The sequence below is a fragment of the Streptomyces sp. NPDC050164 genome, from assembly GCF_044459945.1.
In the GTDB taxonomy this organism is placed as follows: Bacteria; Actinomycetota; Actinomycetes; order Streptomycetales; family Streptomycetaceae; genus Streptomyces; species Streptomyces coeruleorubidus_A.
Genome location: NZ_JBITJK010000006.1, coordinates 252,651 through 277,892, shown reverse-complemented (window position 1 = coordinate 277,892; position 25,242 = coordinate 252,651). Strand labels below are relative to the sequence as shown.

General features: G+C 72.0%; 28 protein-coding genes. 11 read left to right on the top strand and 17 right to left on the bottom strand.

Annotation, left to right across the window (positions count from 1 at the left end; genetic code table 11):
• Window positions 1–2 precede the first annotated feature (2 nt).
• Window positions 3–683, bottom strand: coding sequence for a lysoplasmalogenase (locus tag ACIBNA_RS13000; RefSeq protein ID WP_399165262.1), 681 nt, complete (start codon window positions 681–683; stop codon window positions 3–5).
• A complete protein-coding gene (locus tag ACIBNA_RS12995; protein ID WP_399165261.1) occupies window positions 680–1,594 on the bottom strand; it encodes a sterol desaturase family protein in 915 nt (304 codons plus the stop codon). Before ACIBNA_RS12995 ends, ACIBNA_RS13000 begins: the two co-directional genes overlap by 4 nt.
• 252 nt (window positions 1,595–1,846) lie before the next feature.
• Between ACIBNA_RS12995 and ACIBNA_RS12990 the strand changes: the two genes are divergently transcribed.
• The 3 genes from ACIBNA_RS12990 to ACIBNA_RS12980 all read left to right on the top strand — a co-directional run bounded on the left by ACIBNA_RS12990 (window position 1,847) and on the right by ACIBNA_RS12980 (window position 4,066).
• The gene (locus tag ACIBNA_RS12990; protein WP_399165260.1) at window positions 1,847–2,848 is read left to right on the top strand and encodes a DEDDh family exonuclease; all 1,002 of its coding nucleotides are present in this window, start codon (window positions 1,847–1,849) and stop codon (window positions 2,846–2,848) included.
• A 137-nt stretch (window positions 2,849–2,985) separates the two neighbouring features.
• The gene (locus ACIBNA_RS12985) at window positions 2,986–3,219 is read left to right on the top strand and encodes a hypothetical protein (RefSeq protein WP_184982286.1); all 234 of its coding nucleotides are present in this window, start codon (window positions 2,986–2,988) and stop codon (window positions 3,217–3,219) included.
• 49 nt (window positions 3,220–3,268) lie between these two features.
• On the top strand, window positions 3,269–4,066 hold the full coding sequence (locus ACIBNA_RS12980) for an SURF1 family protein (RefSeq protein WP_399165259.1): 798 nt from the start codon (window positions 3,269–3,271) through the stop codon (window positions 4,064–4,066).
• Window positions 4,067–4,093: 27 nt separating this feature from the next.
• Here ACIBNA_RS12980 and ACIBNA_RS12975 read toward each other — a convergent pair whose 3' ends face one another.
• From ACIBNA_RS12975 to ACIBNA_RS12960, 4 genes are all read right to left on the bottom strand, one after another.
• Window positions 4,094–5,035, bottom strand: coding sequence for a hypothetical protein (locus tag ACIBNA_RS12975; RefSeq protein WP_399165258.1), 942 nt, complete (start codon window positions 5,033–5,035; stop codon window positions 4,094–4,096).
• 161 nt (window positions 5,036–5,196) lie between these two features.
• Window positions 5,197–5,370 carry a YbdD/YjiX family protein gene (locus tag ACIBNA_RS12970; RefSeq protein WP_399165314.1) on the bottom strand — a complete coding sequence of 58 codons (174 nt, stop codon included), beginning with the start codon at window positions 5,368–5,370 and terminating at the stop codon, window positions 5,197–5,199.
• A 14-nt stretch (window positions 5,371–5,384) separates the two neighbouring features.
• Window positions 5,385–7,556: a carbon starvation CstA family protein gene (locus tag ACIBNA_RS12965; protein ID WP_399165257.1), complete on the bottom strand. Its 2,172-nt coding sequence runs from the start codon at window positions 7,554–7,556 to the stop codon at window positions 5,385–5,387.
• A gap of 66 nt (window positions 7,557–7,622) precedes the next feature.
• Window positions 7,623–7,847, bottom strand: a complete 225-nt coding sequence (locus tag ACIBNA_RS12960) for a DUF3311 domain-containing protein (RefSeq protein WP_392045964.1) — start codon at window positions 7,845–7,847, stop codon at window positions 7,623–7,625.
• 178 nt (window positions 7,848–8,025) lie between these two features.
• Between ACIBNA_RS12960 and ACIBNA_RS12955 the strand changes: the two genes are divergently transcribed.
• The 5 genes from ACIBNA_RS12955 to ACIBNA_RS12935 are packed head-to-tail and all read left to right on the top strand — an operon-like array spanning window position 8,026 to window position 13,098.
• On the top strand, window positions 8,026–9,588 hold the full coding sequence (locus tag ACIBNA_RS12955; protein ID WP_399165256.1) for a sodium:solute symporter: 1,563 nt from the start codon (window positions 8,026–8,028) through the stop codon (window positions 9,586–9,588).
• Window positions 9,585–10,181 (top strand): sigma-70 family RNA polymerase sigma factor, encoded by a 597-nt coding sequence (locus ACIBNA_RS12950; protein WP_399165255.1) that lies wholly within the window; start codon window positions 9,585–9,587, stop codon window positions 10,179–10,181. Before ACIBNA_RS12955 ends, ACIBNA_RS12950 begins: the two co-directional genes overlap by 4 nt.
• A complete protein-coding gene (locus ACIBNA_RS12945; RefSeq protein ID WP_399165254.1) occupies window positions 10,178–10,510 on the top strand; it encodes a hypothetical protein in 333 nt (110 codons plus the stop codon). Before ACIBNA_RS12950 ends, ACIBNA_RS12945 begins: the two co-directional genes overlap by 4 nt.
• A 33-nt stretch (window positions 10,511–10,543) precedes the next feature.
• Window positions 10,544–12,337, top strand: a complete 1,794-nt coding sequence (locus ACIBNA_RS12940) for a glycoside hydrolase family 15 protein (protein WP_399165253.1) — start codon at window positions 10,544–10,546, stop codon at window positions 12,335–12,337.
• Between the two features lie 5 nt (window positions 12,338–12,342).
• Window positions 12,343–13,098: an SDR family oxidoreductase gene (locus ACIBNA_RS12935; RefSeq protein WP_399165252.1), complete on the top strand. Its 756-nt coding sequence runs from the start codon at window positions 12,343–12,345 to the stop codon at window positions 13,096–13,098.
• Between the two features lie 22 nt (window positions 13,099–13,120).
• On the opposite strand, the gene amaP is transcribed toward ACIBNA_RS12935, so the two are convergent.
• Genes amaP through ACIBNA_RS12910 form a run of 5 tightly spaced genes read right to left on the bottom strand, consistent with a single transcriptional unit; the run spans window position 13,121 to window position 15,481 of the window.
• Window positions 13,121–13,708 carry an alkaline shock response membrane anchor protein AmaP gene (amaP, locus tag ACIBNA_RS12930; protein ID WP_399165251.1) on the bottom strand — a complete coding sequence of 196 codons (588 nt, stop codon included), beginning with the start codon at window positions 13,706–13,708 and terminating at the stop codon, window positions 13,121–13,123.
• Window positions 13,705–14,400 carry a DUF6286 domain-containing protein gene (locus ACIBNA_RS12925; protein ID WP_399165250.1) on the bottom strand — a complete coding sequence of 232 codons (696 nt, stop codon included), beginning with the start codon at window positions 14,398–14,400 and terminating at the stop codon, window positions 13,705–13,707. The genes amaP and ACIBNA_RS12925 overlap by 4 nt, the downstream gene beginning before the upstream one ends.
• Window positions 14,397–14,780 carry a hypothetical protein gene (locus ACIBNA_RS12920; RefSeq protein ID WP_399165249.1) on the bottom strand — a complete coding sequence of 128 codons (384 nt, stop codon included), beginning with the start codon at window positions 14,778–14,780 and terminating at the stop codon, window positions 14,397–14,399. Before ACIBNA_RS12920 ends, ACIBNA_RS12925 begins: the two co-directional genes overlap by 4 nt.
• The gene (locus ACIBNA_RS12915; protein ID WP_399165248.1) at window positions 14,777–14,959 is read right to left on the bottom strand and encodes a hypothetical protein; all 183 of its coding nucleotides are present in this window, start codon (window positions 14,957–14,959) and stop codon (window positions 14,777–14,779) included. The genes ACIBNA_RS12920 and ACIBNA_RS12915 overlap by 4 nt, the downstream gene beginning before the upstream one ends.
• 48 nt (window positions 14,960–15,007) lie before the next feature.
• Window positions 15,008–15,481 carry an Asp23/Gls24 family envelope stress response protein gene (locus tag ACIBNA_RS12910; protein ID WP_399165247.1) on the bottom strand — a complete coding sequence of 158 codons (474 nt, stop codon included), beginning with the start codon at window positions 15,479–15,481 and terminating at the stop codon, window positions 15,008–15,010.
• An 87-nt stretch (window positions 15,482–15,568) separates the two neighbouring features.
• On the opposite strand from ACIBNA_RS12910, the gene ACIBNA_RS12905 reads away from it, so the two are divergent.
• The gene (locus ACIBNA_RS12905) at window positions 15,569–16,285 is read left to right on the top strand and encodes a nucleopolyhedrovirus P10 family protein (RefSeq protein WP_399165246.1); all 717 of its coding nucleotides are present in this window, start codon (window positions 15,569–15,571) and stop codon (window positions 16,283–16,285) included.
• A gap of 75 nt (window positions 16,286–16,360) precedes the next feature.
• On the opposite strand, the gene ACIBNA_RS12900 is transcribed toward ACIBNA_RS12905, so the two are convergent.
• From ACIBNA_RS12900 to ACIBNA_RS12890, 3 genes are all read right to left on the bottom strand, one after another.
• Complete coding sequence (locus ACIBNA_RS12900; RefSeq protein WP_399165245.1) at window positions 16,361–17,164, bottom strand: enoyl-CoA hydratase/isomerase family protein; 804 nt, start codon at window positions 17,162–17,164, stop codon at window positions 16,361–16,363.
• 150 nt (window positions 17,165–17,314) lie between these two features.
• Window positions 17,315–17,533 (bottom strand): helix-turn-helix domain-containing protein, encoded by a 219-nt coding sequence (locus ACIBNA_RS12895; protein ID WP_010037790.1) that lies wholly within the window; start codon window positions 17,531–17,533, stop codon window positions 17,315–17,317.
• A gap of 335 nt (window positions 17,534–17,868) precedes the next feature.
• Window positions 17,869–19,467 carry an ABC-F family ATP-binding cassette domain-containing protein gene (locus tag ACIBNA_RS12890; RefSeq protein ID WP_399165244.1) on the bottom strand — a complete coding sequence of 533 codons (1,599 nt, stop codon included), beginning with the start codon at window positions 19,465–19,467 and terminating at the stop codon, window positions 17,869–17,871.
• 232 nt (window positions 19,468–19,699) lie between these two features.
• On the opposite strand from ACIBNA_RS12890, the gene ACIBNA_RS12885 reads away from it, so the two are divergent.
• The gene (locus tag ACIBNA_RS12885) at window positions 19,700–20,113 is read left to right on the top strand and encodes a VOC family protein (protein ID WP_399165243.1); all 414 of its coding nucleotides are present in this window, start codon (window positions 19,700–19,702) and stop codon (window positions 20,111–20,113) included.
• Window positions 20,114–20,135: 22 nt separating this feature from the next.
• Here ACIBNA_RS12885 and ACIBNA_RS12880 read toward each other — a convergent pair whose 3' ends face one another.
• From ACIBNA_RS12880 to ACIBNA_RS12870, 3 genes are all read right to left on the bottom strand, one after another.
• On the bottom strand, window positions 20,136–21,386 hold the full coding sequence (locus tag ACIBNA_RS12880; RefSeq protein WP_399165242.1) for a hypothetical protein: 1,251 nt from the start codon (window positions 21,384–21,386) through the stop codon (window positions 20,136–20,138).
• 371 nt (window positions 21,387–21,757) lie between these two features.
• Window positions 21,758–22,885 carry an alpha/beta hydrolase gene (locus ACIBNA_RS12875; protein ID WP_399165241.1) on the bottom strand — a complete coding sequence of 376 codons (1,128 nt, stop codon included), beginning with the start codon at window positions 22,883–22,885 and terminating at the stop codon, window positions 21,758–21,760.
• Between the two features lie 651 nt (window positions 22,886–23,536).
• On the bottom strand, window positions 23,537–24,268 hold the full coding sequence (locus tag ACIBNA_RS12870) for a class II aldolase/adducin family protein (RefSeq protein ID WP_399165240.1): 732 nt from the start codon (window positions 24,266–24,268) through the stop codon (window positions 23,537–23,539).
• Window positions 24,269–24,464: 196 nt separating this feature from the next.
• Here ACIBNA_RS12870 and ACIBNA_RS12865 point away from each other — a divergent pair, with 196 nt between their 5' ends.
• The gene (locus tag ACIBNA_RS12865) at window positions 24,465–25,217 is read left to right on the top strand and encodes a lysozyme (RefSeq protein ID WP_399165239.1); all 753 of its coding nucleotides are present in this window, start codon (window positions 24,465–24,467) and stop codon (window positions 25,215–25,217) included.
• The last annotated feature ends 25 nt before the right edge of the window (window positions 25,218–25,242 follow it).

The window sequence follows — 25,242 nt, the reverse complement described above, 5'->3', positions numbered from 1 at the left end:
CCTCAGACGGCGCGCATCTCTCCGTACGTCGCGGCCGGCGCCCTGCGCGCGTTGAGCGCCCCGAGCGTGCCGCCGGCCAGAAGGGCCTGTGCGGCGATGTACGTGAGCATGATCCAGAAGTCCGTCCCGGGCGGCTGCGGCCAGTCGGCGACGCCGGTCGCGATGAGCGTGTCGGAGAGCAGGAAGAGCGCACCGCCGAGTCCGGTGAAGAGGCCGAGCCGGATGGCGGCCCTGTACGCCATGGCCGTGAGCAGGAGGCTGTACCCGGCGACGGGCAGGCGCAGATCCGCGGGCAGGTCCGGCCACAGCAGCGCGACGGTCGTGACGAGGGCGGTGGCGTAACCCAGGGCGAGCAGGCCCGCACGCGCGCGTGGGACCGCGTACCGGCTGCCGTGCCTGTCGAAGAGGACGAGGTAGCAGACGTGTCCCGCCGCGAAGCAGCCCATGCCGGCGAGGAAGGCCGGCTCGGCGTCGGACAGCAGCAGCACGTCACCGCCCCAGCCGAACAGCAGGGCGGCCACGAGCGGCCGGGGTGCCCGGCGCAGGACGGCCCAGAGCGCCAGGAGCGGCATCAGCAGCGGCTTGGCGACGGCGTGCCCGGCGTCGAATCCGACCGCTAGGGAGACGAGGTCGCCGACGACGGCGAGACCGAGGGCGCCGAGGAGAAGTCGGGAGCGCCTCACGCCGAGGTGCTCTTCCCGACGGGCGACGATGCCGGGGCCGGAACCTCGGTCGTCTCGGTGGTGAGCGCCGGTGCCGCAGCCGGCGCAGGCCCCCATCCCGGCCCCCGGAACACGCGCCCCGCGCGCTCGCGCCAATCACGCGCCGCCTTCAGGTCCTTCGCGATGCACACGTACTCGTGCGTCGCCACCTTGAGCAAGTTGTACGTGTTGATGTTCTTGGTCAGTCCGTACACGGGCCGCACGGTCTCGGCGACGAAGGACCCGAACAGCCGGTCCCAGACGATGAGGATGCCGCCGAAGTTGCGGTCCAGGTAACCGCCCTGGGAGGCGTGGTGGACCCGGTGGTGCGAAGGCGTGTTGAAGACGAACTCGAACCAGCGCGGCATCTTGTCGATCCGCTCGGTGTGGATCCAGAACTGGTACACGAGGTTCGCGGAGGAGCAGAACGCGAGCGCGGCCGGGTGCACCCCGGCGGCGACGAGGGGGACGTAGAACGGCCACACGGTCAGGGACGTCCAGGGCTGACGCAGCGCGGTGGTGAAGTTGAACTTCCGGCTGGAGTGGTGGACGACGTGGCAGGCCCACAGGATGCGGATGACGTGGTGGCCGCGGTGGGACCAGTAGTAGAAGAAGTCCTGCGCGAGCAGCATCAGCGGGACGGTCCACCACAGCACGGGCACGCGCAGGGGCGTGAGTTCGTAGAGGGCCGTGTACAGGGCGACGATCGGGATCTTCCAGAGGAAGTCGAAGGCGAGGCTGCCGAGCCCCATGCCGATGCTCGTCGCGGCGTCCTTCGCCTCGTAGCCCGCAGCGTCCTCGTCGGGGTGGAGGCGGTAGCTCACCATCTCGACCACGGTGAGCAGCACAAAGGCGGGTATCGACCACAGCACGACATCGGGCAGGTTCGGCATGCCTGAACCGTAGGACCGCCGTCCTGTTCCGACCAGACGTTGTTACCCACAAGTATTACCGACGGTACGCGCTTGCTTCTTGGCGATCTCCGCCAATTCGGCGAGGCCGTTCGGCCGGGCGACTGAGGGTCGATCAGACGTACGCCTCGCGAACGGACAGACCAGACAAGACGCCTGAGGGACCATCGGAAGGGCGGAGCTTGCGTACCTGACGGACGGCGGTGTCAGTCGTGGCCCGTATCCTCAGGAACCATGCTGGAAGACCTGACGACCGCAGCGTTCTCTCCCACGTCGTGGCCGACCGCGTATCCCAAGGGGTACGCGGTCGTTGACGTGGAGACCACGGGCCTGGCCCGGGACGACCGCATCATCTCCGCGGCCGTCTACCGGCTGGACGCGCGCGGCGAGGTCGAGGACCACTGGTACACGATGGTCAACCCGGAGCGTGACCCCGGCCCCGTGTGGATCCACGGACTGACGAGCGAGGCGCTCGAGGGCGCGCCCCTCTTCCAGGACATCTCCGAGGAGTTCACGGCCCGGCTTGAAGGCCGGGTGCTCGTCGCGCACAACGCCGTCTTCGACTGGCAGATGATCGCCCGGGAGTACGCGCGCGCGAAGTGCGAGGCGCCCGTGCGGCAGCGGCTGTGCACCATCGCCCTGTCCAAGGAGCTCGGGCTTCCGCTGCCCAACCACAAGCTGGAGTCCCTCGCCGCGCACTTCGGCGTCGTCCAGCGGCGGGCGCACCACGCGCTGGACGACGCGCGCGTGCTGGCGGAGGCGTTCCGGCCCAGCCTCAGAGCCGCGGCGGCGAACGGCGTACGGCTGCCGCTGCACGAGTGCCGGCCGCTGACGGAGTGGTCGGACCGCCCTGCCACGCCCCGCATCGGACAGCAGGCGGGCCCTCGCGGCTACGGCGGCTATTCCCAGACCAGTTGGCGCCCCTCCCGCAAGCGCCCCGCCTGCCCCTACCCCAACCCGGGGCGCTACGAGGCGGGCGGGCGGCTCAAGCAGGGCATGCGGGTCGCCTTCTCCGGCGACACCTCGACCGAGCGGGAGCTGCTGGAGGACCGGGCGACCGAGGCCGGTCTGCACGTGGCCACCAGCCTGTCCCGGCTGACCAGCCTACTCGTCACGAACGACCCGGAGTCGGGCACGTCCAAGGTGGTCAAGGCCCGGCAGTTCGGCACACCGATCGTGGACGAGGCGGCGTTCGGGCAACTCCTCGCGGATGTGGAGCCGGCCTCGGAGGGGTGACCGTACGCAAAGCGGTGTCGCTGGGGCGACCGCAGGCGGAGCGGTACCGGAGGGGCGACCGTACGGACGGGTGATTGGCGGGCGACTCGCCCGGTGGCCGCTCGCCCGGGCCGGAGCGACGGCTCACCCTGTGGCGCATGGCGACCTGTGAGGTATGTGGCAATCAGTACGGAATGACCTTCGAGGTGCACGCGCAGGGGGCGGTGCACGTCTTCGACTGCTTCGCCTGCGCGATCCACCGCATGGCCCCCATCTGCGAGCACTGCCGGGTACAGATCATCGGCCAGGGCGTCGAGGTCGACGGCCACTGGTACTGCGGTGCCCACTGCGCCCGCGCGGAGGGAAAGGCGGGAATTGTCGACAAGGTCTGAACCCGTACCCGGCTGAATACACCCCACGACCCAGTTGTACGGTCGTGGGGTGTACCGCTTCCTGATGTCCCGGCAGTGGGTGATCCTCACGCTGATCGCCCTGCTTCTCATCCCCACGATGATCAGGCTGGGCATCTGGCAGATGCATCGCTACGAGGAGCGCACCGCACGGAACCAGCTGGTCACCGACGCGCTGGCGGCCGAGCCGGTGCCCGTGGAGAAGCTGACCGGACCCGGGCACACCGTCACCAGCACCGAGCGGTACCGGACCGTGACCGCGAAGGGCCGCTTCGACACGGAGGACGAGGTCGTCGTCCGCCGCCGCACCAACTCCGACGACGAGGTCGGCTACCACATCCTGACCCCCTTCGTCCTCGACGACGGCAAGGTCCTGCTGGTCAACCGGGGCTGGATCCCCTCCGACGGCCCGAGCCAGACCGCGTTCCCGAAGGTCCCCGCACCGCCGAGCGGCCGGGTGACCATCGAGGGACGGCTGATGCCCGACGAGACGACCGCGGCGAGCGGCATCAAGAACCTCAAGGGCCTGCCGGACCGGCAGATCATGCTGATCAACAGCGAGCAGGAGGCCCGGCGCCTGGACGCGCAGGTCCTCGGCGGCTACATCGCGCAGACGGCGCCCGAGCCCAAGGGCGACACTCCCGAGCTGCTCGGCGACCCCGGCAAGGAGGACGCCGCGCTGAACTACGCGTACGCCGTGCAGTGGTGGCTGTTCGCCGCGGCCGTCCCGGTCGGCTGGGTGATCCTGGCCCGCCGCGAGGCCCGTGACCGGGCGCAGGCGGCGGCCGCCACGGCGCAGGACAGAAAGTCGCAGCCGGCCACGGCGTGATGCCGTCTGTCCTGGTCTTGGCTGTGGTCAGCCGGCCGCGCCGTCCCGCCAGTAGAGGAAGGCCCGTTCCGGCTCGGGCAGCAGGTCCCACGGATGGCGCGTCATGTGGCGGCCGACGCGCCGCAGGACGAGTGCGGCCTCGGCCGGGCGGTGGGCGCGGGTCAGGGCGAAGGCGAGCAGGTTGAGGTCGGTCATCGCTTCGGCGTGGGGCGCGACGGCGGTGTGGAACCAGCCGGACAGGGCCCGGTCGAGCTCCTCGGCCGCGCGCAGCTCGTTCCAGTGACCGCTCGCGCCGATGGCGGCGAGGCCCGTCAGGCCCTGGCGGTGCGCGCCGAGCTCCACGCGGGCCGCCACCGGCAGCACGGCGAGCGGCGAGCCGTGCGGGGCCTGGACCGCGCTCTGCCAGGCGAAGTCCAGCATGTCGGAGAGCGTGCCGTGGCCGCGCGGCGACAGATAGCCCAGCATCTGGTGGTAGGCGCCACGGTGCAACGGTGCGCGGTTGACGGCCTCGGTCCACACGGGCACGGCGTCACGGACCGGTACGGCACAGGCGCGCATCAGCGAGAGCAGGGCCAGCCAGGGCGTCGGATCCCCGGGGCAGGCGTCGGCGGCACGCAGGCACGCCTGTTCGGCCTGGCGTACGGCGGCAGGGTCACCGACCGGGACCCGGGCCACCGCGGCGCAGGCGGACAGCAGCAGGGCGTCGCCGTGGCCGGGCCGGTCGGCCACCCAGCGCTCGGGGATCGCGGCCGGAATGTTCCGGGCGAGGACCGACACCCGGTGTGCTCTGCGGTCCCAGTCCCATCCTGTGGCGCGCAGCAGCCGGGCGGCCGGCTCCCAGACGGGACGGCTGCTGCCCGCGCCGAGCCCGTGCAGTTGGAGGGCCGGACGCAGTTCGGCGAGGGTCGCGTGCAGGAGGTCGTCGTCGAGTTCGGGGCGGATCAGCAGGGAAGGGCGGCGTCTGAGCATCTCGGTCTCGGCGAAGGTGGAGCGGAGCAGGACGAGGTGGGCCGCGCGGCGGGCGTGCCGTCAGGGCTGGGGAGGACACGCCCGCCGCGCGGCCGGGGAACCACGCGACGGATGCCGCCGCGCGGCCGGGGAAACCGCGCGGGGGATGCCGCCGCGCGGGGTCAGCAGCAGCGGCCGGGCGCCTCGCACTCGCGCTGCGTGGTGCGCATCCGCTGGTACTCGCGCCGGGTCGGCACCGGAGCGTGCGGGTGGTGGCGCCGGTGCCGCTCGCAGTAGCGGTCGTACTCCGTCTCGCCGGTCAGCTCGCGCGCGTACCAGAGCACGGTGTCCAGCATCTTCCGTACGGTGCTCACGGGCCCGCCCCCACCAGCGGCTCGGTGTTCCGCTGCTCGGGGACATCGATGCGGGAGGCGACGTACGGGGCCTCGGTCGTCGGCAGGGGCTCGGTGGCGCGCAGCGCGCGGAAGCACACCACCGCGCAGTTGACCAGGACGATGAGGACCAGCAGCAGGAAGGCCGCCATGATCACGCCGTCGACGGTGTTGTTGAGGACGATGGTGTGCATGTCGTCCATGTTCGTGGCGCCCGGCAGCAGCTTGCGGGCGTCGATGGCGTCCGCGTAGACGTCCCGCTGGGCGAAGAAGCCGATCTTCGGGTCGTCCGAGAAGATCTTCTGCCAGCCGGCGGTGAAGGTGACGGCCACGTCCCAGGCCAGCGGGATGCCGGTCACCCATGCCCAGCGCAGTTTGCCCGCCTTGATGAGCATGGTCGTGGTGACGGCCAGGGCGACCGCGGCCAGCAACTGGTTGGCGATGCCGAACAGCGGGAAGAGCTGCTTGATGCCGCCGAGCGGGTCGGTGACACCGGCGTACAGGAAGTAACCCCAGGCGCCGACGACCAGGGCGCTGGTGATCCAGATGCCCGGCTTCCAGGTGACCCGGCCGATCGGCTTCCAGACGTTGCCCAGCATGTCCTGGAGCATGAAGCGGCCCACGCGGGTGCCCGCGTCCACCGTGGTCAGGATGAACAGGGCCTCGAACATGATGGCGAAGTGGTACCAGAAGGCCTTCATCCCGGCACCGCCGAACACCCCGGCGAAGATCTCCGACATGCCGACGGCCAGGGTGGGCGCGCCACCGGAGCGGCCGACCAGGGTGTGCTCCTCGACGGCCTTGGCCGCCGCGGCGAGCTGGTCCGGCGTGATGCTGAAGCCGAGGTTCTTCACCGCTTCCGACGCGGTCTCCACCGTCGGACCGAGCAGCGCGGCCGGGGAGTTCATCGCGTAGAACAAGCCCGGTTCCAGGACGCAAGCGGCGATCAGCGCCATGACGGCGACGAAGGACTCCATGAGCATGGAGCCGTACCCGATCACTCGGACCTGGGACTCCTTCTGGATCAGCTTCGGCGTGGTGCCGGAGGAGACCAGGGCGTGGAAGCCGGACAGGGCGCCGCAGGCGATGGTGATGAACAGGAACGGGAAGAGCCCCCCGGCGAACACCGGTCCGGCGCCGGTCGAGGCGAACTCCGTCACCGGTTCGGCCTTGAGGGTCGGGGCGGCGATCACCACGCCGACGGCCATCAGGGCAATGGTGCCGACCTTCATGAAGGTCGACAGGTAGTCACGGGGAGCCAGCAGCATCCACACGGGGAGCACGGAGGCGACGAAGCCGTAGCCGATCAGGCAGAAGACCAGGGTCTCGGGGCTCCAGACGAAGTACTCCGCCATCGACGACTCCTGGATCCAGCCGCCGCCGAGGATGGCGAGCAGCAGCAGTACCACGCCGATGACACTGGTCTCCACGACCTGGCCCGGCCGCAGGTAGCGCAGGTAGAAGCCCATGAAGAGGGCGATGGGGATGGTCATGGTGACCGAGAAGGTGCCCCAGGCCGACTCGGCCAGCGCGTTGACGACGACCATGGCCAGCACCGCGAGCAGGATGATCATGATGGCGAAGACACCGATCAGTGCCGCCGCACCGCCCACCCTGCCGATCTCGTCCCGGGCCATCTGACCGAGGCTCTTGCCGTCCCGTCGCATGGAGAGGAAGAGGACGATCATGTCCTGGACCGCGCCGGCGAAGATCACGCCCACGACGATCCAGATCGTGCCCGGCAGATAGCCCATCTGCGCGGCCAGCACCGGACCCACCAGCGGACCGGCGCCGGCGATGGCCGCGAAGTGGTGGCCGAACAGCACCCGGCGGTCGGTCGGGTGGTAGTCGACACCGTCCTCCAGCCGCTCCGCCGGGGTGGCGCGGGTGTCGTCGACCTCCAGGACCCGGCGGGCGATGAACCGCGAGTAGAAGCGGTAGGCGATGGCGTACGAGCCGAGGGCCGCCATCACCAGCCACACGGCGGAGATCTCCTCGCCGCGGGAGAGCGCGAGGACACCCCAGCCGGCCGCGCCGACGAGGGCGACGGCGGTCCATATGAGGATCGACCTGGGGGTCATGCGGGACCGCCGGGGCGGTGGCCCCTCCGGCGTCGGCAGAGCGGATCCGGGCATGGCTGACGTGGACATGCGACTCCTCACCTGGAGCGGTGTGTCGGGTGGTGCTACGAAGTGGTACGGGCAGTGGCGGCGCGATCAGGGACCGTGACGGTCGTCGTGCCGTGTCAGCGCATGGGCCGCGAGCAGGCAGAGGCCGCACCCCGGTACCCAGGCGAGCTGGTACCAGTAGAAGAACGGCGTTCCCGCCAGCCGTGGGCTCGCACCGGCGTACCAGGGGACCCACAGCAGTCCCGCGGCGGGAGCGAGCAGCAGGAGGGCGACGGCTACGCGTCGTAGCCGTGGATGGCCGGTCCGTGCCATGACCTGTGCTCCTCTCCCGTTCGCTGTCGGTCTGTGCAAGAGTTGCGCTTCCGCCGAGAACGGTTGACAGCGGATTTCCAGGAGATTTCCCGCCGGCTTTCTTTCTTCTCCTGTCCTCCGAACCGGCCGCCCGCGCAACCAGCAGGCGAGGGTTCAGGCACACCAAGGACGGTGACCCATGGCGGATGGCGCCATGACCACGACGTTCCTCGCCGTGATCGGCGGAGCGTCGCTGCTCGCCGTCACCGCGCGCCGTCTGCGCCCCGTCGACCGGCTGCCGTCCCTGGAGGGCTGGGCGCTCGCCGACCGCAGCCTCGGACCCGGGTGGACCTGGCTGCTGCTGGGCGGCACGCTCTTCACCGCGTACACGTTCACCGCCGTCCCCGGACTGGCGTACGGCAACGGCGCGCCGGCGTTCTTCGCGGTGCCGTACACGGTGATCGTCTGTCCGCTCGCCTTCGTTGTGCTGACCCGTCTGTGGTCGGTGGCCCGCCGCCACGGGTACCTCACGGCTGCCGACTTCGTGCGCGGGCGGTACGGTTCACCGCCGCTGGCGCTCGTGGTGGCGCTGACCGGGATCCTCGCGACGATGCCGTACCTGGCGCTGCAGCTGCTCGGCCTACGGGCCGTGCTCACTGCCGGGGGCCTCTATCCCCGGGGAGCGGCCGGCGACCTGGTGATGGTGGCGCTGTTCGCGGGGCTGGCCGTGGCCACGTACCGGCACGGGCTGCGCGCGCCGGCGGTGATCTCGGCGCTCAAGGCGGTGGCCGTGTTCGTCTCGCTCACGGCCGTGTGCTGGCTGGTCCTGGAACGGCTCGGCGGACCGGGCGCGGTGTTCGAGAAGGCGGCGCGGCGGCTGGCCGAGACGGACACGGCCGACTCCGCCCTGCTGCTCTCCCCCGAGCAGCAGCCCGCCTACGCCACCCTCGCGCTGGGCTCGGCGCTCGCGCTGCTGATGTATCCGCACGTGCTCACCGCCGGGTTCGCCGCCGACAGTCCGCGCACCGTACGCAGGGCCGTCGTGGCGCTGCCCGCCTGGACGGCACTGCTCGCGCTCTTCGGTTTCCTCGGCATCGCGGCGCTCGCCACCGGGGTGCGGGCGCCCGAGGGCGGGGCCGAGGCCGCCGTGCCGATGCTGGTCGACCGGCTGATGCCGGGGCCACTGGCCGGACTGGTGTTCGGCGCGATCACCGTGGGCGCGCTGGTCCCGGCCGCCGTGATGTCCATCGCGGCCGCCACGAGCTTCGTCCGCAACGTGTACGTCGAGTACGTCCATCCGACGGCCACGCCGAAGCGGCAGGTGCGCATCGCCAAGGCGGTGTCGCTCACCGCGAAGGTGGGGGCCGTGGCGTTCGTGTTCGGGCTGCGCGACCAGGACGCCATCAACCTCCAGTTGCTCGGCGGAGTGTGGATCCTGCAGATCTTCCCGGCGGTCGCCGTCGGGCTGTTCACCGGGTGGCTGCACCGGCGGGCGCTGCTCGCCGGGTGGGCCGTGGGCATGGCGTCGGGGACGTATCTGGTGGTGCACGAGGGTTTCTCCTCGATCGTGCCGCTCGGTGCCGGCGCCGGGCCGCTGGAGATCTACGCCGGTCTCGCCGCCCTGCTGCTCAATCTGACCGTCGCGGTGGCCGGTACCGCCGCGCTGACACGCCTCGGCGTCCCGCGCGGCGCCGACGCGACAGACCTGCCGTCCCGCCTGACCGTCAGGCGGCGCCCGGAGACGGGAGCGAACACTCCGTGAGACGCAGACAGAACACCCCGGTCACCCTGCCACCGGTCCCCGCGCCGGCCTCCCAAGCCGAGCCGCTCGCCCCCGCGGTCAGCGATCCGGACGACGTGGAGCGGGAGGCCGGCGTCGCCCGCCTCTTCGAGGTGCACTACTCCTCGATGCTGCGCCTCGCCGTCCTGCTCGGCGCGGACGACCCGGAGAACGTGGTGGCCGAGGCGTACTACCAGATCTACCGCAAGTGGCGGCGCCTGCGGGACGCGGCCGCGGCGGAGGCCTATCTGCGCTCCACCGTCTGCAATCTGACACGGATGCGGATACGGCACCTCCAAGTCGCCCGCAGACACGAGGAGAACCCGCCGAATCCGCCGGACGAGGCGGTCGCCTCCGCGGAGCACGCCGCGCTGCTGCGCGACGACCAGCGCGTGCTCATCGACGCCCTCCAGCAGTTGCCGCCCCGGCAGCGCGAGGCACTGGTGCTGCGGCACTGGCTCGGGCTGAAGGAGAGCGAGATAGCCGCCGCGATGGGCATCTCCGGCGGTTCCGTCAAGACGCACACGGCACGCGGCATCGCCGCCCTGACCCAGGCGATGGAGGCCCGGCGATGACGAATCGAGATGCGACTCCGTCGCGTGGCACCAGCCCGGACCGGACCGGCAACGGCCGCACCGAGAGTGAGCTGCGCGAGGCGCTCGAGGCTCTGGCAGGCGGGGTGCTTCCCGACCCGGACGCGTACCGCACGGCACGCGGCGAGTGGCTGCGGCGCGAACGCCGGCGGCGGCTCGTGCTCGCAGTGCTGGTCGCGGTCGTCTTCGCCCTGGCGACCCTGATCGGCCTGTGGGTGCTCAACCAGGCGCCGTCGGACCCCGGTGTCATCTTCTCCGGCGCCGGCTCCCCGGCCGCCTCGGGCCTGTCACTCCCCCGCCCCCTGCCCTGATTGCCGCACCCGCCTGCCGGGAACCCGCACTCCGTGGACCCGAGCATCGAGGATTACGCGCTCATCGGCGATGAACAGACCGCCGCCCTGGTCGGTACGGACGGATCCGTGGACTGGCTCTGTCTGCCCCGCTTCGACTCGGCCGCCTGCTTCGCCAGGCTGCTCGGCGACGAGGACAACGGCTACTGGCGCATCGCCCCCGTGGGGGCGGACCGGTGCACCCGGCGCGCCTACCGACCCGACACCCTCGTCCTGGACACCGAGTGGGAGACCGGGCAGGGAGCGGTCCGCGTCACCGACCTGATGCCCCAGCGCGACCGCGCCCCCGACCTCGTACGCGTCGTCGAGGGCCTGGACGGCGAGGTGACGCTCCACAGCGTCCTCAAGCTGCGCTTCGACTACGGCTCGATCATCCCCTGGGTACGCCGGGTCGACGGCCACCGCGTCGCCGTCGCCGGCCCCGACTCCACCTGGCTGCGCAGCGAGCCGGAGGTGCGCAGTTGGGGCGAGGACTTCGGGACGCACGCGGAGTTCACGGTCCGCAAGGGGGAGAAGGTCGCGTTCGTCCTCACCTGGCACCCCTCCCACGAGCAGCGCCCGCCGCTCGTCGACCCCTACGAGTCGCTGCGCCACAGCGTGGAGGACTGGCGGGCCTGGGTGTCGCGCTGCCGCTACGACGGACCGTACAGGGACGCCGTCGTCCGCTCCCTGATCACTCTCAAGGCGCTCACCTACGCCCCGACCGGCGGCATCGTCGCCGCCCCCACCACCTCACTGCCCGAGGAGCCGGGCGGGGTGCGCAACTGGGACTACCGCTACTGCTGGCTGCGCGACTCCACCCTCACCCTGGGCGCGCTGCTGTCGGCGGGCTACCAGGAGGAGGCCGAGGCCTGGCGGAACTGGCTGCTGCGCGCGGTCGCGGGCGACCCGGCGGACCTCCAGATCATGTACGGCGTGGCCGGCGAGCGACGGCTGCCCGAGTTCGAGCTGCCGTGGCTGTCCGGCTTCGCCGGGTCCGCGCCCGTACGCATCGGCAACGACGCCGTGAAACAGGTTCAGCTGGACGTCTACGGCGAGGTCATGGACTCCCTGTCGCTGGCCCGCATCTCGGGCCTGTCCGCCCAGCCGGACGTGTGGGCGCTGCAGACGGCCCTGATGGACTTCCTGCGGGACAACTGGCGCCAGCCGGACGAGGGGCTGTGGGAGGTGCGCGGCGGCCGGCGCCAGTTCGTGCACTCGAAGGTGATGGTGTGGGTCGCCGCCGACCGTGCCGTACGCACCCTGGAGCGCCATCCGGAGCTGGACGGCGACCTGGACGGCTGGCGCGCGCTGCGTGACGAGGTGCACCGCGAGGTGTGCGACAAGGGCTACGACCCCGAACGCAACACCTTCACGCAGTCCTACGGCTCGCGCGAACTGGACGCCGCGCTGCTGCTCATCCCGCGCGTCGGATTCCTGCCGCCCGACGATCCACGGGTGATCGGCACGATCGACGCGGTCCGCAAGGAACTGGACCACGACGGCTTCCTGCGCCGCTACAGCACCACCGACTCCGGCCAAGCTGACATCGACGGACTGCCCGGGTCCGAAGGCACCTTCCTGGTGTGCTCGTTCTGGCTCGCGGACGCCCTGCACATGACGGGCCGTACGCAGGAGGCGCGGGAGCTGTTCGAGCGGCTGGCGGGACTCGCCAACGACGTCGGCCTGCTGTCCGAGGAGTTCGACCCGGTGACCGGCCGGCAGCTCGGCAACTTCCCGCAGGCGTTCAGCCACATCGGCCTGGTGAACACCGCCCTCGCCCTGTTCGGGGAGGACGGGGCAGGATAGGGACCATGGATCTTGGACTGAAGGACCGGGTGTACATCGTCACCGGGGCCACCCGCGGCCTCGGCAACGCCTCCGCGCGCGAACTCGTCGCGGACGGGGCGAAGGTGGTCGTCTCGGGGCGCGACGAGAAGAGTGTCGCCGAGGCGGCGGCCGCGCTGGGCCCGAACGCGGTCGGGGTGGCCGTCGACAACGCCGACCCCGACGCGCCGGCCCGGCTGATCGGGGCCGCGCGGCAGCACTTCGGCCGCTTCGACGGTGTCCTCGTCAGCGTGGGCGGGCCGCCGGCCGGGTTCGTCGCCGACAACACGGACGAGCAGTGGCAGGCGGCGTTCGAGTCGGTGTTCCTCGGTGCGGTGCGGCTGGCCCGCGCCGCGTCGGCCGAGTTGGAGGCCGGGGGTGTCATCGGGTTCGTGCTGTCCGGGTCGGTGTACGAGCCGATTCCGGGGCTGACGATTTCCAACGGGCTGCGGCCGGGGCTGGCCGGGTTCGCCAAGTCGCTGTCCGACGATCTGGGGCCACGGGGGATTCGGGTGGTCGGTGTGCTGCCCGGACGCATCGACACCGACCGCGTGCGCGAGCTGGACGCGTTGTCGGCGGATCCCGAGGCGACCAGGTCGGCGTCGGAGTCACGTATTCCGTTGCGGCGGTACGGGGCGCCGGAGGAGTTCGGGCGGGTGGCGGCGTTCCTGCTGTCTCCGGCGGCTTCCTATCTGACCGGGGTCATGGTGCCGGTGGACGGTGGGGCGCGGCACGGATTCTGAGCGCCGTTCGGGTCCAGGGCAGTCAGCTCACCCGCTCCGCACGGTGCTTGACCCCCCGCAGCCGAACCTCCGCGGGCAGTGACGCAAGGCCCGCCGAGGTTCTGGCGTGGGTCAGGGCGCCGGTCGTCAGGTCGTGCAGGACCGTGCCCGGGTCCACGTGCGGTTCCAGAGCGAGCCGTACGCGGGCCTCGGGGGCGCTGCGGCTGCCCGTCAGGCGGGCGTGGGCCCGGTCGACGCCGTCGACCTGGGCCGCCTCCTCGGTGAGGACGCTCTCCAGGGCCCGGCCGCGCAGCAGAGCGCCCTCGGCGTCGCCGGTGTCGACGAGGACCTCGGCGAGGCGGCGCCGGCGGAGTACCGCGACCAGCCACCACAGGGCGAGCAGCATCAGTACGGCGAGTACGGCGATGACGGCCGGCCACCACCAGCCGTCGTCCCTCCAGCGGGTGCGTTCGGCGTTGGTCAGCAGCACGTCGTGGCGGCTGTCGTGGATCCACCACGAGGGTGCCGGAGCGCCGAGGCCGACGGCCAGGACGGAGCCGCCCAGCACCAGCAAGACGAGGCCCACGAGCCCGAGGAACACACGGTTGACGACCCTGAGCATCGCTGTCACTCCTTCCGGCCGGGCCGCCGGACGTGCACCGACAGCGCGGGCGTCCGGGAGAGTCCCAGTCCGCGGACCGCGTCGGTGAGCACGGCGTCCAGGTCGGTTCGCACGTCGTCCAGTTCACGGAAGTGCGACAGGGCGCGGACGTCCGCCCGCCTGCGGCGCACCCGCACCCGCGCCGACTGCACGCCGGCCACCTCCATGGCCCGGTCGCGCAACGCGCTCGCGGCGGCGTCCCGGTCCAGTCCGGCGCGTACGTCGGCGTGCGTACGCAGCATCGGGAGCACGTGCCTGAGGCCCGGCGTGGCCGCCAGGAGCAGCAGCCAGAGCCCGAGGGCGGCGGCGACCCCGGCCCCGACGAGCACCCAGATGTCGTCGAGGGGCCGGTCGGCGAGCTGCCGGGCCAGCTCCCGGCGCCAGCTCATGACGGGACGGTCGGCGCGCACGGAGGCGATGTCGTACAGGAACAGTCCGGCGAGTCCCAGGAGCAGCAGGGCGACGATGCCCGCCGGGATGCGGCGTGCCGACCAGAAGCGGCCTTCGCGGCCGCTCTCGCCTTCGAGTACGGGCGGCGTTCCGTCCTCGGCCGCCGGCGCGGACCGGTCGGGTCCGGTGCCGGTCTGCGACGTGTCGAGGACCGGCAGGCGCTGTGTGGTGCCCTCGGGCTCGGACGGTTCGGTGCCCCGGGGCTCGCTCATCGCGTCCTCCCCTGTACCGCGCCGGGCCCGGCGACCAGGTGCAGCCGCTCCACCTGGACGACGACCTCCGGCACCTGCATTCCCACCAAGGTGCCCACCCGCTCGACGACTTGGCGACGCACCCGGCGGCAGCGCGCGCCGACGTCGCAGGGATAGTCGAGCTCGACGTGGACACGGACGTGTGCGACGTCGTGGTGGACCACGACGGTGGCGGACGGCCGGCCGGCGTCGGGCGGCAGCGTTCCGACGGCCTCGCGGGCCGCCTGGGAGGCGATCTTCGCGACGACCCGGTCGGCGATCCTGGTCGCGCCCCGCTCGCCCGGCGGGACGACGGCCAGGGGTCTGTCGAGCTCACCGGCCCCCGCGCTCACGGTCGTCATCGCCGCCGTTCACGGGGACGGAAGAAGTCGCCGAAGTCCATGTCCCCCTCCAGGAACCGGCCGACGACGAAGCCGACGGCGCCCAGCGCCGCCACCAGCAGGAAGGCGCCGAATCCGCCGAAGTACCCGGCGAGTCCCAGTGCCATGCCGGCGATCATGCCGACGACGGCCATGCTCATGCTGCGCTCCTCAGCTCCTCATTCGCGCGTTGTCCGGTGGCAGGTGCCTCACTGGATCCGGCGCTCCGGTTCCTCTTCCTCCTCATCCGGCAGCTTCACGTCGCTCACCGCGATGTTGACCTCGACGACCTCTAGGCCCGTCATCCGCTCGACGGCGGTGATGACGTTCTCCCGTACGTCCCGGGCCACATCGGCGATCGACACGCCGTATTCGACGACGATCTCCAGGTCGAGGGCGGCCTGCACCTCGCCGACCTCGACCTTCACACCGCGCGACACCGACTTGGCGCCACCGGGCACACGGTCGCGCACTGCTCCGAACGTGCGGGACAGGCCGCTGCCCATGGCGTGCACGCCGTCCACATCGCGTGCGGCGAGCCCGGCGATCTTCTCCACGACGCCGTCCGCGATGGTCGTCCGCCCCCGGGATCCGGGGTCTCCCCCGCCACGCTTGGTCAGCGGGCTCCGGCGTGCCGCCGCCGTCTCGGTCTCCCCGCCCCGGTTCTCGGTCATGTCAGTCATCGCCGTTCGTCCTTTTCGGTTGTCGTCCTGCGACCACCGTAAGCACGGTTGCGTGGTTACGCGCCTTTGATGCGGCAGGCTGGAGGAATGACGGCCGACCGGTGGACGCAGGCAGTGAGACATCAACTGGGCCTCGGCAGGCTCCTGCCGCTGGGTGATGCGCGGGACGGCGCGTGGATCGCCGAGCGGGCGGCCGAGGTGGTGCTGCGGCGCGCGGCAAGGGACGCACCGGGCGTGCGCCTCGAAGCGCTGCGTGTCGGGCTCGCCGATCCGGCGGACACCGGGAGCCCGGCCGTGCCGGCCCCGCCGAGCGCTCTGCCGCCCGGGCCGCTGCGGGTGACGGCGGAGTTCGCGGCCACGGCTTCGCAGCCGCTGCCGACGACGGCGTCCTTGCTGCGGGCGACGCTGGCGACGGCCGCGACGCAGCGGCTCGGTCTGACGGTGGCGGAGGTGGATCTGCGCGTGACGGGCCTGCTGGAGGAGGAGACGGAACCGCCCGGGCCCGCCGCGCCCCTCCCCGAGCCGCCGCGCGCCGCCCAGGCCGGGGGCGACGACGAGAGTCGCGTCGCCGCAACCGCGCTCAAGGTCCCGGGCGTGCTTCATCTGACCGGCGCGCTGGGCCACCCCGTGCACATCGAGGAGCTACCCCGCGACGCCGCGCTGCCGCACCGCCACGTGCGGCTGGAACTCGCGGTGCGCGAGGACCACCGGGCCCGGGACGTGGCGCGCGAGGTCCGCACAGCGGTGCGGACGGCACTGCAGGACCACCCGACGGTGGCGGTCCTGGTGAGCGGGATCGGCTGAGGGGGCGGCGCCCGTCGTGGGCCGCGGGCACCGCGCGGCCGAGGGTCCCCGGGGGATGCCAGGAAGCGGCCCGGCTCAGTCCCCGACGCCCGCGAGGTCCCGCAGACGGCGGGCCTGGGCCTGGCGTTCCGCGCCGCGCTGGTCCTCGTAGCTGCGCTCCTGCGCGCCGCGCAGCAGCGCCTTGGTCTCGATGACCGCGTCACGGGGGGCGGCGAGCACGGCCGACGCGAGGTCGCGGACCGTGTCGTCGAGCTGGTCGGCGGGCACGGCCACGTTGGCCAGCCCGGTGTTCACGGCCTCCTCGGCCGTGACGAAGCGCCCGGTCACGCAGATCTCCAGCGCGCGGGCGTATCCGACGAGTCCCACCAGCGGATGCGTGCCCGTCAGGTCGGGCACGAGTCCGAGGCTGGTCTCGCGCATGGCGAACTGCACGTCGTCGGCGACGACGCGCAGGTCGCAGGCGAGGGCGAGCTGGAAGCCCGCCCCGATGGCGTGCCCCTGGACGGCGGCGACGGAGACGATGTCGCTGCGCCGCCACCAGGTGAACGCCTGCTGGTACTCGGCGATGGTCGCGTCCAGTTCGGCGTCGCTCCCACGCGCGAGGTCCATGAACGACGGTTCCCCGTCGAAGCCCTCGGGCGTGAACGCCTGCCGGTCGAGACCGGCCGAGAAGGACTTGCCCTCGGCCCGCAGCACCACGACGCGGACGGAGCCCGGCAGTTGCCGCCCAGCCTCGGTCAACGCCCGCCACAGAGCGGGACTCTGCGCGTTGCGCTTGGCCGGGTTGGTGAGCGTCACCGTGGCGATCGCGTCGTCGACGGTGAGCCGTACGCCGTCCTTGTCGAGTACGGGACCGAGGTCCTTGTCAGGCGAAGCCATGGAACGCCTCCGATGTGTGCGGTCGTCATCCGTGCCGCACGACGGCTTTCCCGCCGTAGCACGGCACAGCTAAGTGACTGCACAGTAACCACCCGGCCGATCAGCCGACCGACCGGGTGGCCACCATCGAAGCCGAGGGGCCACCCGGGGTCAGGCCGTGGCCTTTTTACCCCGTGTCGCCCCGCCACGCCCTCGCAGCGTGACGCCCGACTCACTGAGCATGCGGTGCACGAAGCCATACGAGCGGCCGGTCTCCTCGGCCAACGCCCGGATGCTCGCACCGGCGTCGTACTTCTTCTTCAGGTCTGCCGCGAGCTTGTCGCGCGCGGCGCCGGTCACCCGGCTGCCCTTCTTCAGAGTCTCGGCCACCCGTGCCTCCTCATGGGAAGTGCGCTCTGGTCTCCTCATGATCACCCCTCCGGGCCTTGATGGCCACCCATTCGGCAAGGTCCGTGAGACAAGGTTGTGACGACGGGAGTGCATCCCCACAAGTGGAATAAGAAATTCCGAAGAGCGACGTCCGTACGACCGAACGGATTGCCACGGGAAATGCCAGGTCAGAAAGGTGTCGCGGCCGAGCCCGGAAGAATCGGGGGCTCGGCCGCGAAATCGATGTAGGACACACCTCGGTACGAGGAGATCTCACACAGATGATGGATCACCGATAGGCCGAATGATCCATACGCCGTTGATCACGCATTCGATCAAGCCAGGGCGACGAGATCCGCGTAGTCGGCGCCCCACAGGTCCTCGACGCCGTCGGGCAGCAGGATGATCCGCTCCGGCTGGAGCGCCTCGACGGCGCCCTCGTCGTGCGTGACGAGGACGACCGCGCCCTTGTACGTGCGCAGCGCGCCGAGGATCTCCTCGCGGCTGGCCGGGTCGAGGTTGTTGGTCGGCTCGTCGAGGAGCAGCACGTTCGCCGAGGACACCACCAGGGTGGCGAGCGCCAGGCGGGTCTTCTCGCCTCCGGAGAGGACCCCGGCGGGCTTGTCGACGTCGTCGCCGGAGAACAGGAACGAGCCGAGCACCTTGCGGACCTCGACGAGGTCCATGTCGGGCGCGGCGGAGCGCATGTTCTCCAGGACCGTGCGGTCGGGGTCGAGGGTCTCGTGCTCCTGCGCGTAGTAGCCGAGCTTCAGCCCGTGGCCGGGGACGACCGCGCCGGTGTCGGGCTGCTCGACGCCGCCCAGCAGCCGCAGCAGGGTGGTCTTGCCGGCGCCGTTGAGGCCCAGGATGACGACGCGGCTGCCCTTGTCGATCGCCAGGTCGACATCGGTGAAGATCTCCAGCGAGCCGTACGACTTGGACAGGCCCTCGGCCATCAGCGGGGTCTTGCCGCAGGGCGCGGGCTCCGGGAAGCGGAGCTTGGCGACCTTGTCGGACTGGCGTACCGCATCCAGGCCGGACAGCAGCTTGTCCGCGCGGCGGGCCATGTTCTGCGCGGCGACCGTCTTGGTGGCCTTGGCGCGCATCTTGTCGGCCTGCGAATGCAGCGCGGCGGCCTTCTTCTCGGCGTTGGCACGCTCGCGCTTACGGCGCTTCTCGTCGGCCTCGCGCTGCTGCTGGTAGAGCTTCCAGCTCATGTTGTAGATGTCGATCTGGGCGCGGTTGGCGTCCAGGTAGAACACCTTGTTGACGACCGTCTCGACCAGGTCGACGTCGTGGGAGATCACGATGAAGCCGCCGCGGTAGGTCTTGAGGTAGTCGCGCAGCCAGACGATCGAGTCGGCGTCGAGGTGGTTGGTCGGCTCGTCGAGCAGCAGCGTGTCCGCGTCGGAGAACAGGATGCGGGCCAGCTCGATACGGCGGCGCTGACCGCCGGAGAGGGTGTGCAGGGGCTGGCCGAGCACCCGGTCGGGCAGGTTGAGCGCGGCGGCGATGGTGGCGGCCTCGGCCTCGGCGGCGTACCCGCCCTTGGTGAGGAACTCCGTCTCCTGGCGCTCGTACTGCTTGAGCGCCTTCTCGCGCGTGGCGCCCTGGCCGCCCGCGATGCGCTGCTCGTTGTCGCGCATCTTGCGGATCAGTACGTCGAGGCCGCGGGCGGAGAGGATGCGGTCGCGGGCGAGGGTGTCGAGGTCGCCGGTGCGGGGGTCCTGCGGGAGGTAGCCGACCTCGCCGGAGCGGGTGATGGTGCCGCCGGCGGGCATGCCCTGGCCGGCCAGGCACTTGGTGAGGGTGGTCTTCCCCGCGCCGTTGCGGCCGACGAGGCCGATGCGGTCGCCCTTGGCGACACGGAAGGTGGCGTTTTCGATGAGGACGCGGGCACCGGCGCGCAGCTCGATACCGGAGGCGGAGATCACGGACAGACTCCAGGGCGATACGGGGGCGGGATGGGCGGCTGAGGACGTTCCCGCCGTCTAATGCGCGAGGAGAAAGGCCATGGGGGACAGTCTAACGGGGGCGTGCAACCACTTTTTCTGCGTGCGGGTGTTCGGTTCGTCTCGCCGGGTCGTTGTCAGTGGTGGGTGCGAGACTGAGCAGCAGGACCGGATCATCGGATTTCCGGCGACCGAGCACAAGGGAGTGATCGGTATGGCAGGCACGTCCGGCGGGCGTCCGAGCATCTACCCGACGCTGCTGTACGCCGACGCGAAGGCGGCGATCCGGCAGCTCACGGAGGCCTTCGGCTTCACGGAGCTGTCGGTGTACGAGGGCGAGGACGGCGCGGTGATGCACGCCGAGCTGGTCCAGGGCAACGGCGCGGTGATGGTCGGCAGCAAGGGCCGGGGCGGCGTGTTCGACGCGGCCATGAAGGACGCGGGCACCACCGGGGTGTACGTCGTCGTGGACGACGTGGACGCACACCACCGCCGCGCCGTGGACCACGGCGCGGAGATCCTGATGCCCCCGACGGACCAGGACTACGGCTCGCGGGACTACATGGCCCGGGACCTCGAGGGCAATGTGTGGAGCTTCGGGACGTACGCGCCCGAGATGGCGGGCTGACGGTCCCGGCGGCGGGCGCTCGCTAGCTGCCTCCGGTGTGCACCTGGAACGCGGCCCGGCGTACGGCCTTGGCCAGGGCCGGGTCGGGGTGTGCCGCGGCGAGGGCGACCAGGACCTGCACGGTCCGCGGGTGGCCCACGGCCCGCACCTCGTCCAGCAGCATCGGGATGGTCGGCTGCACGGCGGACTCCAGGTGGCGGACGAGCAGCGGTGCCTCACCGTGGTCGGCGACGGCGGCGGCGGTGTCCACCCACAGCCAGGTCGCCTCCTCCCGGGTGAGCACCTCGTGGGCGTCCTCCGGGTCGGCCCCGTCGTGCTCGGCGAGCCACAGCAGCGCGTACGGCCTGAGCGTCGGCTCGTCCAGCACGGCGCGGACGTCCGGCTCGGCGGGGGCGCCGACCACGCGCAGCGCCTCGAAGGCGAGGCCGCGCAGCAGGGCGTCCTCACCGCGGGCGGCGCCGAGGAGTTCGGTGACGGCGCTGCCGACGGTACGGGCGGCGAGCCAGGCCCGGTACTCGGCGCGGGCCGCGTTCGGGCGCAGCTGGGCGCAGCCGCGGAGCATGTCCTCGGCGGCCTGCTCGATGTTCCCGGCGGGGCTCTGCGCGGCGACGCAGATCTGCTCCAGCTTGACCCAGACGGCCCAGCTGCCGAGCGGGGTGAGCGTGGCCTGGCCGTCGCCGTAGGTGAGGGCACCGACGGAGGCGAGGGCGCGCAGGGCCCACTCGAGGAGCGGGGCGAGCGGGGCGTCGGTGGGCTCCGGTTCGGCCGGCGGCTCGGGCTGCGGGCCGTAGGGGATCTCGCAGCGTGCCGTGCGCAGTTCGGTGACGCGCTGCTCCAGGAGGTCGAGGAGCTGCTCCACGGGGACGGGACCGGCGGACAGCTGCAGGAACGAGAGCACCTGCGGCATGGCCGAGACGACCTCGGCGACGGCGGCGGGCTCGTGGTCCTCGGGTTCCGGGCAGGCGAGCGACCAGGCGTCGAAGAGGGCGACCCAGCCGCGCAGTACGGCGCTGTCGTCGCGGTCCCAGGCGCGCAGCCGCCAGCCGGGGCGGGCGCTGTCGCCGTGCACCTCGACGAGACCGGCGAGCCGGGCGGTGTCCCAGTCGGCTCTGACCTGATCCGCGGTCAGGCCCAACTCCAGAGCGGCCCGTTCGGCGGTCGCGGCGGAGAGGGTGGCCTTGCCGTCGGCGGTGGCGCTGCCCCGGCCGGGGCCGAGCTCGGTGTCGGCCCAGCGGGCGACGCGGGCCGCGTCGGCGAGACCTGAGCGTGCCATTCTGGCCAGCTCCGCCGGTGCCGGGGTGCCCTCCGGGGGACGCGGTGCGGGTCGGCGCGAGCGCCGCTGGTTCATCGCTCTGGGGGCGGCGGCCAGGGGTCGCGGGCGGACGAGTCGAAGCCTGGAGTCGCGCGGGATACGGGACGTCACGGGGGCAGTCTTCCGGTTGACGGTCCGAAAACCCAAACGGAATGTCACGGCGGGCGACGGGGATGGCCAACGCACGGGGTCCCGTGAGTGGTCGAGGGCCGCAAACAGGCCAGTGGTACGACACTAAACGGAATCATCACGACCGGTCGGTAGGGGGCGGGACGGGACGTGGTTGCGACGGGGCGAAGGGGGCGTGAACGGGGGTATGTCAGGCCCGGGGGTCACATGAGAGGTGTCAGGAAGCGCCGCAGCGCCTCCTCGTAGGTCTGCGGGTCGGCGTTCCACATCGCTCCGTGGGGCGCGTTGCCGACGGTGCGGAGGGCGACCATGTCGGGGCGGGCGTCGGCGAGCCGGCGGGAGAGCTGCCAGGGGGCCACCGTGTCGTCCGGTCCGTGGAAGACGAGCGCCGGGGTCCGGAGTCCCTCGGAGGGTGCCGTGCCCGGGACGCGGTCGCCGTACATGCCGGTGCGGCCCTGTGCGGCGCGGACCGCCAGGGGCAGCAGCACGCCCGGGGTGCGGCGGGCCGCGGCGAGGGCGCGCAGGGTGGTCTCCCAGCTGAGCACCGGGGAGTCCAGGACGAGCCCGCAGACGCGGTCGCGCAGCCCCGAGTGCGCGGCGGCGCGCAGGGCCATGGTGGCGCCGGTGGACCAGCCGTGCAGGACGACCTGCCGGGCGCCGTAGCGCACGGCGTAGCGGATCGCCGCGTCGAGGTCGCGCCACTCGGTCTCGCCGAGGTGGTTCAGGCCGTCGGGCGGGCGGGGTGCGCCCAGGTCGCCGCGGTAGGCGAGGGCGAGCACCGGGAAGCGGTTGCGGTGCAGGAACCCCATGACGTTCATGGCGAGTTCCCGGGTGGTGCCCAGGCCGTGCACGGCGATCACCCAGGTGTCCCGGGCACCGGGCACGAACCACGCGGGCAGGGCGCCGAGTTCGCCGGGGATGTCGATGTCGGCGTGTTCGAGGCCGAGGGCGGCGCCCGGGTCGCCGACGTACACGTTCGGGGTGAGCCAGACCCTGTCGCCGGGTTCGAGGGTGCCGTGCGTGACCTGCTCCAGGCGGCGTACGACGGTGTCGGCGGGGTGCGGGGTGTTGGCCAGGACGGGGCCGACGACCGCGTGGGAGCCGTTGCCGGACAGGCCGTAGCGGCCGGGCCGCAGGGCGGCCAGGTCCCGGGTGAGGCTGATCTGCCCCGCGGCGGTGCCGTGCACGGTGAGCCGGGGTTCGGTGGGCAGGGGCCGGCCGGGAGGCGCCTTGAGCGCGGCGTCACTGGCGAACCGCCCGGCGGCCACGGCGGCGGCGCCGACTCCGATCACGGCGGTGACGGCAGCGGCCGTCGCTCTGACAGTGCGCACGGCTCCAGTGTCCTGGCGGGCCGGGGGAGCGACCAGTGGGAGGCAGCGGCGGGGTTACGGGGGCGGGAGTGGGGCGGGGTGGGGGGGTGGGGCGGGGTGCGGATAGTCGGCCTGGAAGCCCCGGGGACGCCTCGGCGCGTAGAGCATGCGCGCGCCGGGGTATCGGGCGGCTGCGCCTGGAGGGCGGGCGGGTGTGGGCGGGCGCCGGGACATCGGGCGACTGCACCTAGAAGGCAGGCGGGCATGGGCGGGCGCCGGTGCCGTGGCTGCGTCCGGAGGGCAGGGTGCCCGTGTCGGCGGCATGACGGCTGCGCCCGGTGGGGCCGAGGGGCTCCCGCACACCATGGTCTTCGTACTCACACGGCGGCGGCGCGAGCCACGCCCGACGCGACGGGCACGCCCCTGGATGACGCGAGAGTCAGCGGCGCGACCGCTGCCCCCGGAAGTGGGACGGCGCCACCCCGCACACCACCACGGCCTCCGCACCCACAACGCGGCGGCGCGAGCCACGGCGCGTGCGCGGCACCCGGGAGGACGCGAGGGTCGGCGGCGTGGTGGTCGGCGGGTGACCTCTCCGGCCGGTGGGGCGAGGCAGCAGGACCGGCGGTAGCGCCGGCCGCCCCGGCGGCACCGGGCGGCCAGGGCGGAAGGTCAGCGGCGTTGGCCGTAGCCGCGCAGCTGTTCCTGCACCTCCGCCAACTGCTCCCCGGACAGCAGGCTCGGGGACAGGCCCGGCACCGATGCGGCGGTCAGCCACAGGCGGCACATCCATTCCAGCTGGGCGGTGCGGTCGTAGGCCTGGTCCAGTGACGTGCCGTGGGTGATGGTGCCGTGGTTCTGGAGGAGGCAGCCGGAGCGGTCGGCGAGGGCGCGGAGCATGTTCTCGGCCAACTCGTCGGTGCCGTATGTGGCATACGGGGCAACCCGGACGGGTCCGCCCAGCGCGGCGGCCATGTAGTGGATCAGCGGCAGCTCGCTCACGAGCGTCGAGACGGCCGTCGCGTGCACGGCGTGGGTGTGGACGACGACCCGGGCGCCGGTCGTGCGGTAGACCGCGAGGTGCATGGGCAGCTCGCTGGTCGGGACGAGCGTGCCGAGGACCTGCCGGCCGTCGAGGCCGACGCCGGTCACGTCGTCCGGCCTCAGCCGGTCGTAGGGGACGCCCGACGGCGTGACCAGGACCGTGTCCCCGACGCGCACCGAGACGTTCCCGGACGTGCCGACGACGAGACCGTCGGAGACGGTCCGGCGGGCCGTCGTGACGAGTTCCTGCCAGGCACGTGCCTCCTCGGGGCGCACACCCCTCCGCCGCGACTCCCCCACATCCTGTCCGCCGCCCCGGACGTCCCCCGCGCCCCGCCCGTCGCCTCGCTGCTCAGCCATGCGGCGATCCTGCCAGGCAGGCTCTCAACGCGCCGCCGGGCGGGGGCACTTTAGGCCGGAAGCCGAGCATCCGTAAGGGCGCATACCGGCACAGACACCGCACAGATCTCTCTTGGCCGGAGACCTTCGGGCATTCAACGATCTCCCAGTACTCTCTGGGGGATTTGCCGTGCACGTCGCCATTCCGGGGGGAAACATGGCCCGTGACCACACACCGTCCCGACACCGCGGCCGCCGGCTCGCCGCGTACGCGGCGGCACTCGCACTGGGAGGCATCGCCCTGGCCGAGGCTCCGGCCTCGGGGGCGAGCCGCCCGAAGGGACACGACGTCTCGTCGCACCAGAAGAACGTCGACTGGCAGAGCGCGAAGGCGAAGGGCGCCAGGTTCGTCTACGTCAAGGCGACCGAGTCCACCACCTACCGCAACCCCTACTTCGGCCAGCAGTACAACGGCTCGCGCAAGGCCGGTCTGGTCCGCGGCGCCTACCATTTCGCACTGCCCAACAGGTCGTCGGGCCAGGCACAGGCGGCGCACTTCGTGAGCAACGGCGGCGGCTGGACCGCGGACGGCTGGACGCTGCCGCCCGCGCTCGACATCGAATACAACCCGTACGACAAGAAACGCAAGTGCTACGGCCTGAGCAAGACGAGGATGGTCGGCTGGATCAAGTCGTTCAGCGACGAGGTCAAGCGGCTCACCGGCCGCCGCCCGGTGATCTACACGACCACCCACTGGTGGAACACGTGCACGGGCAACAGCCGCGCCTTCGCCGCCGACCACCCCTTGTGGATCGCCCGCTACAACGCCGCGAGCGCGGGCACGCTGCCGGCCGGCTGGACCTCGTGGACGTTCTGGCAGTACGACAACGGCTCCGGAAGCCTGCCGGGTGACCAAAATCTCTTCAACGGGTCACTCGATCGACTGAAACGGTTCGCGCGCGGGGCCTAGCCCCGGGGGCGTGGGGAGCCTGACA

Bases quoted from the DNA above. Each gene is read 5' to 3' on its own strand.
- ACIBNA_RS12995 (WP_399165261.1), bottom strand. From the start codon at position 1,594: ATGCCGAACCTGCCCGATGTCGTGCTGTGGTCGATACCCGCCTTTGTG.
- ACIBNA_RS12990 (WP_399165260.1), top strand. From the start codon at position 1,847: ATGCTGGAAGACCTGACGACCGCAGCGTTCTCTCCCACGTCGTGGCCG.
- ACIBNA_RS12985 (WP_184982286.1), top strand. From the start codon at position 2,986: ATGGCGACCTGTGAGGTATGTGGCAATCAGTACGGAATGACCTTCGAG.
- ACIBNA_RS12975 (WP_399165258.1), bottom strand. From the start codon at position 5,035: ATGCTCAGACGCCGCCCTTCCCTGCTGATCCGCCCCGAACTCGACGAC.
- ACIBNA_RS12970 (WP_399165314.1), bottom strand. From the start codon at position 5,370: ATGCTGGACACCGTGCTCTGGTACGCGCGCGAGCTGACCGGCGAGACG.
- ACIBNA_RS12965 (WP_399165257.1), bottom strand. From the start codon at position 7,556: ATGTCCACGTCAGCCATGCCCGGATCCGCTCTGCCGACGCCGGAGGGG.
- ACIBNA_RS12960 (WP_392045964.1), bottom strand. From the start codon at position 7,847: ATGGCACGGACCGGCCATCCACGGCTACGACGCGTAGCCGTCGCCCTC.
- ACIBNA_RS12955 (WP_399165256.1), top strand. From the start codon at position 8,026: ATGGCGGATGGCGCCATGACCACGACGTTCCTCGCCGTGATCGGCGGA.
- ACIBNA_RS12945 (WP_399165254.1), top strand. From the start codon at position 10,178: ATGACGAATCGAGATGCGACTCCGTCGCGTGGCACCAGCCCGGACCGG.
- ACIBNA_RS12935 (WP_399165252.1), top strand. From the start codon at position 12,343: ATGGATCTTGGACTGAAGGACCGGGTGTACATCGTCACCGGGGCCACC.
- ACIBNA_RS12925 (WP_399165250.1), bottom strand. From the start codon at position 14,400: ATGAGCGAGCCCCGGGGCACCGAACCGTCCGAGCCCGAGGGCACCACA.
- ACIBNA_RS12920 (WP_399165249.1), bottom strand. From the start codon at position 14,780: ATGACGACCGTGAGCGCGGGGGCCGGTGAGCTCGACAGACCCCTGGCC.
- ACIBNA_RS12915 (WP_399165248.1), bottom strand. From the start codon at position 14,959: ATGAGCATGGCCGTCGTCGGCATGATCGCCGGCATGGCACTGGGACTC.
- ACIBNA_RS12910 (WP_399165247.1), bottom strand. From the start codon at position 15,481: ATGACTGACATGACCGAGAACCGGGGCGGGGAGACCGAGACGGCGGCG.
- ACIBNA_RS12905 (WP_399165246.1), top strand. From the start codon at position 15,569: ATGACGGCCGACCGGTGGACGCAGGCAGTGAGACATCAACTGGGCCTC.
- ACIBNA_RS12900 (WP_399165245.1), bottom strand. From the start codon at position 17,164: ATGGCTTCGCCTGACAAGGACCTCGGTCCCGTACTCGACAAGGACGGC.
- ACIBNA_RS12885 (WP_399165243.1), top strand. From the start codon at position 19,700: ATGGCAGGCACGTCCGGCGGGCGTCCGAGCATCTACCCGACGCTGCTG.
- ACIBNA_RS12880 (WP_399165242.1), bottom strand. From the start codon at position 21,386: ATGGCACGCTCAGGTCTCGCCGACGCGGCCCGCGTCGCCCGCTGGGCC.
- ACIBNA_RS12870 (WP_399165240.1), bottom strand. From the start codon at position 24,268: ATGGCTGAGCAGCGAGGCGACGGGCGGGGCGCGGGGGACGTCCGGGGC.
- ACIBNA_RS12865 (WP_399165239.1), top strand. From the start codon at position 24,465: ATGGCCCGTGACCACACACCGTCCCGACACCGCGGCCGCCGGCTCGCC.